This window comes from [Actinomadura] parvosata subsp. kistnae (assembly GCF_900323885.1).
Classification (GTDB): domain Bacteria; phylum Actinomycetota; class Actinomycetes; order Streptosporangiales; family Streptosporangiaceae; genus Nonomuraea; species Nonomuraea composti.
The window spans coordinates 1,131,160-1,139,485 of sequence record NZ_OOHJ01000015.1 but is presented as its reverse complement, the minus strand read 5'-3'; the positions used below and the strand labels follow the sequence as shown (position 1 = coordinate 1,139,485).

The 8,326-nt window shown below is 71.6% G+C and carries 6 protein-coding genes; 2 read left to right on the top strand and 4 right to left on the bottom strand.

Annotated features, from left to right (window positions below):
• Positions 1-211: 211 nt before the first annotated feature.
• Positions 212-1,468, bottom strand: coding sequence for an MFS transporter (locus tag KIS93_RS19865; protein ID WP_080036191.1), 1,257 nt, complete (start codon positions 1,466-1,468; stop codon positions 212-214).
• A gap of 85 nt (positions 1,469-1,553) precedes the next feature.
• Positions 1,554-3,305, bottom strand: a complete 1,752-nt coding sequence (locus tag KIS93_RS19860; RefSeq protein WP_281261972.1) for an ABC transporter ATP-binding protein — start codon at positions 3,303-3,305, stop codon at positions 1,554-1,556.
• Positions 3,306-3,374: 69 nt separating this feature from the next.
• Between KIS93_RS19860 and KIS93_RS19855 the strand changes: the two genes are divergently transcribed.
• Positions 3,375-3,794 (top strand): MarR family winged helix-turn-helix transcriptional regulator, encoded by a 420-nt coding sequence (locus KIS93_RS19855; protein ID WP_080036193.1) that lies wholly within the window; start codon positions 3,375-3,377, stop codon positions 3,792-3,794.
• A 34-nt stretch (positions 3,795-3,828) separates the two neighbouring features.
• On the opposite strand, the gene KIS93_RS19850 is transcribed toward KIS93_RS19855, so the two are convergent.
• Both KIS93_RS19850 and KIS93_RS67550 read right to left on the bottom strand, forming a co-directional pair.
• Positions 3,829-4,824, bottom strand: a complete 996-nt coding sequence (locus KIS93_RS19850) for an amidohydrolase family protein (protein WP_155126259.1) — start codon at positions 4,822-4,824, stop codon at positions 3,829-3,831.
• Positions 4,825-4,886: 62 nt separating this feature from the next.
• The gene (locus tag KIS93_RS67550) at positions 4,887-6,056 is read right to left on the bottom strand and encodes a PucR family transcriptional regulator (protein ID WP_080036195.1); all 1,170 of its coding nucleotides are present in this window, start codon (positions 6,054-6,056) and stop codon (positions 4,887-4,889) included.
• Between the two features lie 106 nt (positions 6,057-6,162).
• Between KIS93_RS67550 and KIS93_RS19840 the strand changes: the two genes are divergently transcribed.
• The gene (locus tag KIS93_RS19840; protein WP_230465915.1) at positions 6,163-8,289 is read left to right on the top strand and encodes a M6 family metalloprotease domain-containing protein; all 2,127 of its coding nucleotides are present in this window, start codon (positions 6,163-6,165) and stop codon (positions 8,287-8,289) included.
• Positions 8,290-8,326 lie beyond the last annotated feature (37 nt).

The window sequence follows — 8,326 nt, the reverse complement described above, 5'->3', positions numbered from 1 at the left end:
GCATCATGGCGTTGCCGGTGCTGTCGAAGGTCTGCCGGGCCAGGCGGTTGAACTGCCGCTCGAACTCCTGGAAGAACGGATCGATCGAGGTCAACAACATTTCCATCCTCCTCCGCTGGATGCTCGATTGCAGCTAACCTCTAACTTCAGTTGTAGGTTACCTGCTCACCGAGATCAAACCAAGAGGGGTAAGAAAGAATTCCCTCCCGAGTCAGGCGTTCTCGAGGCTCGGGCGCCGCACCCTGACGGCCTGCCTGACCGTCCGGCCCGACAGCCTGGCCAGCGCCACGGCCGTGAGCAGGGCCGCCGCCACGCAGGACACGCCGCCGATCTCCAGCGCGACCCGCGGGCCGAGCGTGTCGCTGAGCCAGCCGAGCAGCGGGCCGCCCACCGCGCCCGCGCCCGCGCTGACGATGGACAGGGCCGCGATGACCCGGCCGCGCATCTCGTCGGGGCTGTCGAGCTGCGCCCGCGCGTTGACGGTGGTGTCGAGCGCCACCGCGCCGGCCGCGATCGGCAGCATCATGGCCGCGAACGTCCACAGCGACGGCATCATCCCGCTCAGCGCCTGCGCCACGCCCGTCACGAACGCCGTGATCAGCAACAGCCTGAGCGTCAGGCGCGGCCGGGTCGCGGCCAGGAAGCCGCCCAGCACGGTGCCGACGGCGAAGACCGTGGACAGCAGGCCGTAGCCGCCGGCGCCCGCCTCCAGCGGGCCGGCGCTCATGGAGGCCATGGTGACCTGAAAGTTGCGGCCGACGCTGCCCGAGACGAACCAGAGCGCGAGGACGGCCAGCAGCCACGGGGTGCGCAGCACGTACCGCAGCCCCTCCAGCACGGCGCCCGGCTGCCGGGTGGCGGCGGCCAGCACGTGGAACTCGGCGCGGCGCATGGCCGCCATGGCCGCGAGCACGAAGAAGAAGCTGACGGCGTTGACGACGAACAGGCCGCCCATGCCGGTGAGCGGCAGCAGCGCGCCCGCCAGGCTCATGCCGAGGATGCGGCCCGCGGAGTTGAGTATCGAGCCGAGCGCCATCGCGTTCGGCAGGTCGGCGGGCGGCACCACCTCGGCGCCGAAGCGGCCGAGCGCCGGCCCGCCGAGCGCGCCGACCACGCCGCCCGCCAGGGCCACGGCGTAGATGGGCACCACCGAGCGCACGTCCGAGAACGCGATCACCGCCAGCACCACCGCGAGCCCGGCCTGCGCGAGCTGCGCGGCGGCCACGACGGGCCTGGTGGGCAGCCGGTCGGCCAGGGCGCCGCCCCACATGCCGAGCAGCAGCGTCGGGAGCGCCCGCATGACGAGGCTCAGCCCGACGCTGGTCGCCGAGCCCGTCAGGGTGAGGATGAGCCAGTTGACGCCGAGCACCTGCATCCAGGTGCCGGTGACGGAGACGATGTCAGCTCCCGCCCAGAGCCGGTAATTGTGATGACGCAGGGCTCTGAACGTGGAGGTTGTGGGGAACAAAACGAGTCCTTGCCTTGGAAGTGCACCGAGGCAACAAACACGCCGTTCTGGGAGGCGGATTCCGGTTTGACCGGAATGTGAGGCATCACACGTTTAAAACGCGATTAACGAGTTCCAGGGGATGATCGCGGCTCACCAGCGCCGCGTAGTGGCCGCCCAGCGCCACCAGCTCGTCGTGGGTGCCGCGCTCCACGACCCGCCCCTGGTCGAGCACGATGATCTGGTCCGCGTCGCGGATCGTGGACAGGCGGTGCGCGATCGTGATCGTCGTACGGCCGCGTGCCAGTGCGTCGAGCGCCTGCTGCACGGCCAGCTCCGTCTGCGTGTCCAGCGCGCTCGTGGCCTCGTCGAGCACCAGCACCGGCGGGTCGCGCAGCAGCGTGCGGGCGATGGCCAGACGCTGCTTCTCCCCGCCGGAGAAGCGGTAGCCGCGCTCGCCCACCATGGTGTCGTAGCCGTCGGGCAGCGCGGCGATGTGGTCGTGGATGCGCGCCGCCCGCGCCGCCGCCTCCAGCTCCTCGTCCGTGGCCGAGGGGCGGGCGAAGCGCAGGTTGTCGGCGATCGAGGCGTGGAACAGGTACGTCTCCTGCGAGACCACGCCGACCGCGTCGCTCAGCGTCTCGAACGTCAGCTCCCGCACGTCCACCCCGTCGATCGTGACCCGGCCGCCGGTGACGTCGTACAGGCGGGGGAGCAGGTAGCTGAGCGTGGTCTTGCCCGAGCCCGTCTCGCCGACGACGGCCAGGCTCGTGCCGGCGGGCACGGTGACGTCCACGCCGGTCAGCGTGGGCGCGTCGCCGTAGGAGAAGTCGACGTTCTCGAAGCGGACCTCGCCGCGCACGCCGTCGAGCCGCTTCGTGCCGGGACGGATGTCCACGGGCAGGTCCAGGTACTCGAAGATGCGCCCGAACAGCGCCAGCGAGGTCTGCACCTCGACCCCGAGCCGCAGCAGCGAGACCGCCGGCCTGAACAGGCTCGTCTGCAACGTGGTGAACGCCACCAGCGTGCCCACCGAGATCGCCCCGGTGTGGCCGACGGCCCAGTAGATCGCGGCCGGCATGGCCGCCATCACGATCTGGATGGACGACTGCCGCCACCGCCCGGCCATGCTGGTGCGCACGCCGAGCTCGGCCAGCTCATGGGAGGCCAGGCCGAAGCGCTCGGTCAGCTCGGCGGAGCGGCCCATCGTGCGGCCCAGCAGGATGCCGCTGATCGACAGCGACTCTTGCACCATCGAGGCGATGGTGGCCAGCTTGCGCTGCCGCTCGGAGGTGATGCGCTTGCGCTCGTCGCCGACCTTGCGGCTGATCCACACGAAGACCGGCAGCAGGACGAGCGAGATCAGGGTCAGCCGCCAGTCGAGCGCGAGCATGGCGACGATCGTGGCGGTCACGGTGGTCAGGTTGGAGACGAGGGAGGCGGCGGTGGAGGTGACGACCGCCTGCATGCCGCCGATGTCGTTGGCGATGCGCGACTGCACCTCGCCGGTCCTGGTCCTGGTGAAGAAGGCCAGCGACATGCGCTGGAGGTGGCTGTAGACGGCGATGCGCAGGTCGTGCATCACGCGCTGGCCCACGGTGGTGGACACGAGCGTCTGCAACGTGTCGAACACGCTGGTGACGACCGCCACGAGCACCATGCCCAGTGCCAGCAGCGTGAGCAGCGCCGTGTCGCCCCGCGGGATCGCGACGTCCAGCACCTCGCGCAGCAGGAACGGCGAGGCCAGCGAGACGAGGGAGGACAGCAGGATGAGCGCGGCGACCACGCCGAGGCGGCCGCGGTAGGCGCCGAACAGCTTGACGATACGCCCGAGCGGCGCGCGAGGTTCTTCCGCCAAATGGGGACTCCTTTCAGATGTCCACTCAAACAGAGGTTAGCTCATATTTGTTCCGTTAAACTGTTTCGTATGGCAGAGAAGGAGCTTGCCGAGCTCTTGTTCCTGGTTGGCAAGCGGTTGCGGCACGGCTATCTCCAGCGGCTGGTGCCGCTCGGGCTCACTCCCGGGCAGACGCGGGCGCTGCGGGCGCTCGCCGACGCCGAGGGGCCCCTGCGGATGGTCAGGCTCGCCGACGAGCTGCGGATCGTGCCGCGCTCGCTCACGCCGGTCGTGGACGCGCTGGAGGAGGCGGGGCTGGTCCGCAGGGAGGTCGATCCGGCCAACCGGCGCTCCACGCTGCTCGTGATCACCCCCGAGGGGCGCGAGCTGGCGGAGCGGGCCCGCGACGCGCGCCGGCAGGCGGGCGAGGAGCTGTTCGCGGTGCTGTCGCGGGAGCAGCGCGAGCAGCTCGGCGAGCTGCTGACGCTGGTGGACGGCCAGTTCAGGTGAGAGCGCGCTCGGCGAGGGTGCCAGGACGGCCGGTTCAGCCGGCGAGGGCGCCGCCGACGACCGTGCCGAGACACGGCGGCTCGGCCAGCAACGCCGAGTACGGATACCGCCCGCGCGCGTCGTAGACCGCGAAGTCGGCGCGGGAGCCGGGCGCCAGCGATCCGATCCTGCCCTTGCCCCGGTCCATGCCCAGCGCCCTGGCCCCGCCCAGCGTGGCGGCCTCCACCAGCCGCCGGTCCAGGCCGCGCGGCCGCAGCCCGAGCCCGTGCACGTGCCGCCGCACGGCCGCCGCGAGCCCGAGCGGCCCGCCGGGCCCGGCGCCGCACAGGGCCACGACGTTGCCCTCCTCCAGCAGCGGCAGCACGTCCTCGGCAGCGGGAGACAGTGCCACGACGGTCCTGCGCAGCCGCAGCAGCTTGCGCTCGCCGGGGTCGAGCGGCCGGGCGCACACCACGTGGCACAGCGGCCCCAGCACCCCGGCCTCGTCCAGCGCGGCGGGGGAGTGCCGGTCGAGGTCGACCAGCAGTCGCAGGCCGAACGTCCTGGCCAGCACGGCCACGTCCTCCAGTACGAGGGGGTCGCGGGTGTGCACGGCGAGCCCGACGGCGCAGGGCCGGTCGACCTCGCGGAGGGCGGTGATGACGGCGTCGCGCTCGCGCTCCTCCCACTCCTCCTCGCTCTCGCTGGTCACCGCGACGTAGGAGATGCCGGGCAGGCCGCCTGGGTCGGTCAGGTCGGCGACGACCCGGGCGCGGGCGGTCACCCCCGGCACGGCGGACGGCGCGGCGGAGCCCGCGTCCACCAGGCCCGCCACGATCAGGCCGGGCCAGCGGGTCTCCTCGGCGGCCGGATAGGACGGCAGCAGCTCGGCCCGAGGGCCCACGGCGAGCACCCGCTCGCCGCGCGCCGCGACCGCGCCGGCACGCACGGGATCGGCGCCCATGGGCAGCACGAGCGGCGCGGAGTGGATCACGACCGGCGCGGGCGCGCGCCGGCCCATCATCGGCCTGGCACGCTTGGCGGACGGCATTCCTACTCCCCGTCAGAATTAGCCCTCAGGGCATTAAACGTGAATGCGTGACATCACCGCAATCAAGGTGAACCATGTGAATCCCTAGGTAGGTAGCGCCCCGACAGCCGCGCCAGCTTGAGGCTGAGATGCAGCGCCAGCCGCTCCCCGCCGTCCTTCAGGTCCGTGCGCGCCAGCTCCTCCACCCGCTGCAGCCGGTAGTACAGCGACGTGCGGTGCAGCCGCAGCGCCCGCGAGGTCGCCACCGCGCTGCCCGCCAGATCCAGGTACGTCTCCAGCGTCTCCAGCAGCGGCAGGTACTGCGCGTCGCCGAGCAGCCCTTCGAGCCCCGGATGCAGCTCCTGGTCGGGCCGCGCGCTGAGCATCCGGTACACGCCCAGCCGGGCCCACTCGGCGCTGCGCCCCAGCCCCGGCACCCGCGCGGCCACCTCGGCCGCGTGCCTGGCCTCCCGGTACGACCCCGCCGCCTGCGCCAGCCCCGGCCGGGCCCGCCCGACCCCCACCACCACCGGCACCGGCATGGCCGCGTGCAGGTCGTCGGCGGCGACCGGCGGCCCGGCCGTGAGCAGCACGGCGTGGTCGTAGCGCACCAGGTGCAGCGGATGGTGCCCGCTCAGCCGCCGCCGCAGCGCGAGCAGCCCCTGCTCCAGCGCCAGCCTGAGCGCGTCGTCGGGCTCGGCCGCGCGCGGCCTGGCCACCAGCACGCCGACCGGCTGCGCCTGCGGGAACGCGCCGGCCTCGATGAGCTGCTCGGCGGCCTCCCTGGCGGCCTCGCGGTCGCCGAGCAGCAGCCCGGTCACCGCCTCCAGCTCGCGGTGCGAGGCGAGCCCGCTGGCCAGGCTCTCGTGGAACAGGGCCAGGGCCAGCCCGGGCGCGGCGGCGGCCGCCTCGGCGACCCCGGCGTCCGTCATGGGCGGCTGCGCGTCGATGAGCCACAGGAACCCGAGCAGCCCGTCCGCGTGCCTGATCGGCACGCAGACGCGCGGCAGCAGGCCGAGGTGCGGCGCGCCGGGCGTGCGCAGGGGCGCGGCGGCCTCGTGGATGCCCGCCGCCCGCAGCCACTGCCGCACCTCGGGCGCGGTGTGCCGGCGCAGGATGGAGTCGCGGCGCACGTCGTCCATGGCGCCGCTCTGCTCGCTGTACGCCACGACGCGCTGGACGCGGTCCTCCAGCAGGAGCGGGCGGTCGAGCCGGGCGGCGAGCTCGTCGACGGCCCGCTGAAGATCCGCCACAACCCCACCTTCACGTGGAAATTTCGTCATTTGACGGAAAGGGAACTACGTGTCTTCCCTACAACTGCTCGGTGATCTCCGTCAATAACGTCTATACCGTCGATCCGTGAACGCCCCGAAGAAGCTGCTGAAGGGTTTGCTGGCGGCCATCGTGCTGATCCCGGTGAGCCTGATGGCGACCCCCGCTTCCGCAGCACCCCCCGAGGACCCCGAGCAACCGTGGCGGCTGAACCACTGGCCCCAGACGCAGCCCTGGCAGTCGGACACCCCTCTCGACGACGCCCAGGCCCTGCGCACCCGCCCCTTATCGGGCGGCATCAAGCCCATCGACCCCCAGAACTGGGAGAACCCCGACAACATGACGTGGGCGGACTACAAGAGGCCGCCCGGCACCAAGTGGAACGACCCCTCGGTCAAGGGCTCGCAGCGCACGTTCAAGGGCGCGCTGGTCCTGCTCGACTACCCCAACCAGCCGTTCGTGGTGACCCAGCCCAAGGGCTCCACCGTCTACGGCAACCCGAGCGCCGAGGCCCACGACGTCCCCCGCGACCAGGTCGCGACGTTCTACCAGAACTTCCTCAACACCCCGAACGACCTCAACAAGGGGCACACCATCCACGAGTACTGGATGGAGGACTCCGGCGGGCGCATCGGCGTGGACCTGACCGGGTTCGGGCCGTACACGATGCCCGGCAAGGACCACGAGTACGCCATGGAGTACCAGCGCGGCTCCTGCCCCGCCGGTGACACCTGCACCAGGAACCTGCGGACCGACGGGAACGCCGCCTGGCTCGCCGCCGTCGGCCCGGACGTGGCCGCGCAGTTCGACTTCGTCTTCTACCTGAGCGCCGGCCAGGACGAGTCGTCCACGTGGCAGGAGTTCGGGATGATGAAGTTCCCCACGAAGGAGGACGTGACCGACGAGTGGGGGCCGCCCGACCCCGCGCTGCCCAACTGGTCGCCCACCCGCTACGTCGAGTGGACCTCCTGGCAGGCCGGCTCCAACTTCTGGCCCAACGCCCGCTTCGGCATCGACTCGGTGCAGGCCGAGAGCTCCGGCATGGCGGTCTACGCCCACGAGCTGAGCCACATCATGGGCATCGCCGACAACTACAACAACCCGTACGCGACGCCGGTGAACAGGGCGTACACCGGCATCTGGGAGATGCTCAGCCGCGGCAGCTTCAACGGCCCCGGCGGCCCGCACTCCCGCTGGCTCATCCCGCCCACCGCGGGCGCGTCCATGGGCGCCCACCACATGCTGCGCAACAAGATCAAGCTCGGCATGGTGGACGAGCGGAACGTGCTGCGCCTCTCCCGTGAGGCCCTGGACGAGTCGGGGCTGGTCACGGCCCGCGTCACGGCCCGCTCGGTGCAACCGGGCGAGAACGGGCTGTCCGGCGTCAACATCTCCTTCGACACCGGCGACAAGAGCCCTGCCTGTGACGTCAAGACCGACCCGCTCTGCGACGGCGGCGGCTGGGAGAACTACACGGTCGAGGTCGTGGACCGCATGGGCAGCGACTCCTTCACCCCGGACGCGGGCGTCCTGCTGGCCAAGACCAAGAACGAGGACCGCGGGACCGGCTGGCAGCTCCCGGCGTTCGAGTGGGTGATCGACGCCAATCCGCAGGACATCGGCATGACCGACTACGTGCTGCCCGACGGCACGAAGGTGCCCATCACGATCGGCGACTACCGGCAGCTGTCCGACGCCCTCTTCCACGCCGGCACCGACTCCGGCAGCGAGTACGAGTACGTCGACGAGGCCAACCGCCTGCACTTCTACGTCACGGACGTGCACCGCAACCGCGCGGGCGAGCTCTCCTACACCGTCGCGATCCGCTCGCTCGACGGCGCGGGCCCGCAGCGGCGCGGCGTCAAGCTGCTGCCCGCCGCCGGCGTCCCCGCCGCGAAGAACGTCTCCACCTGCACGTTCCCGCTGTTCAACACCGGCAGGGCGGCCCCGGCGCAGGGGCAGCACCCGGAGGACGTCAGCGCGTACCTGAAGTCCGACCTCTACCGGCTCAAGGCCGAGGTGCAGGGCAAGGGCTGGACCGCCCAGCTCCCCAACGCCCTGGCCTCCGTCGCGTTCGGCAAGCAGGCGCTCGTGACCGTCAACGCCGTGCGCGGGGCGGGCGGCGACCGGCTCGCCAAGGTCAAGCTCACCGCCACGTCGGAGAGCGACCCGACCAAGACGACGACGGCCACCTGTCACGTGATCGGAATCTGAGTGAACGATGGGGTATGGCTGGCGCGAGTCGTACCCC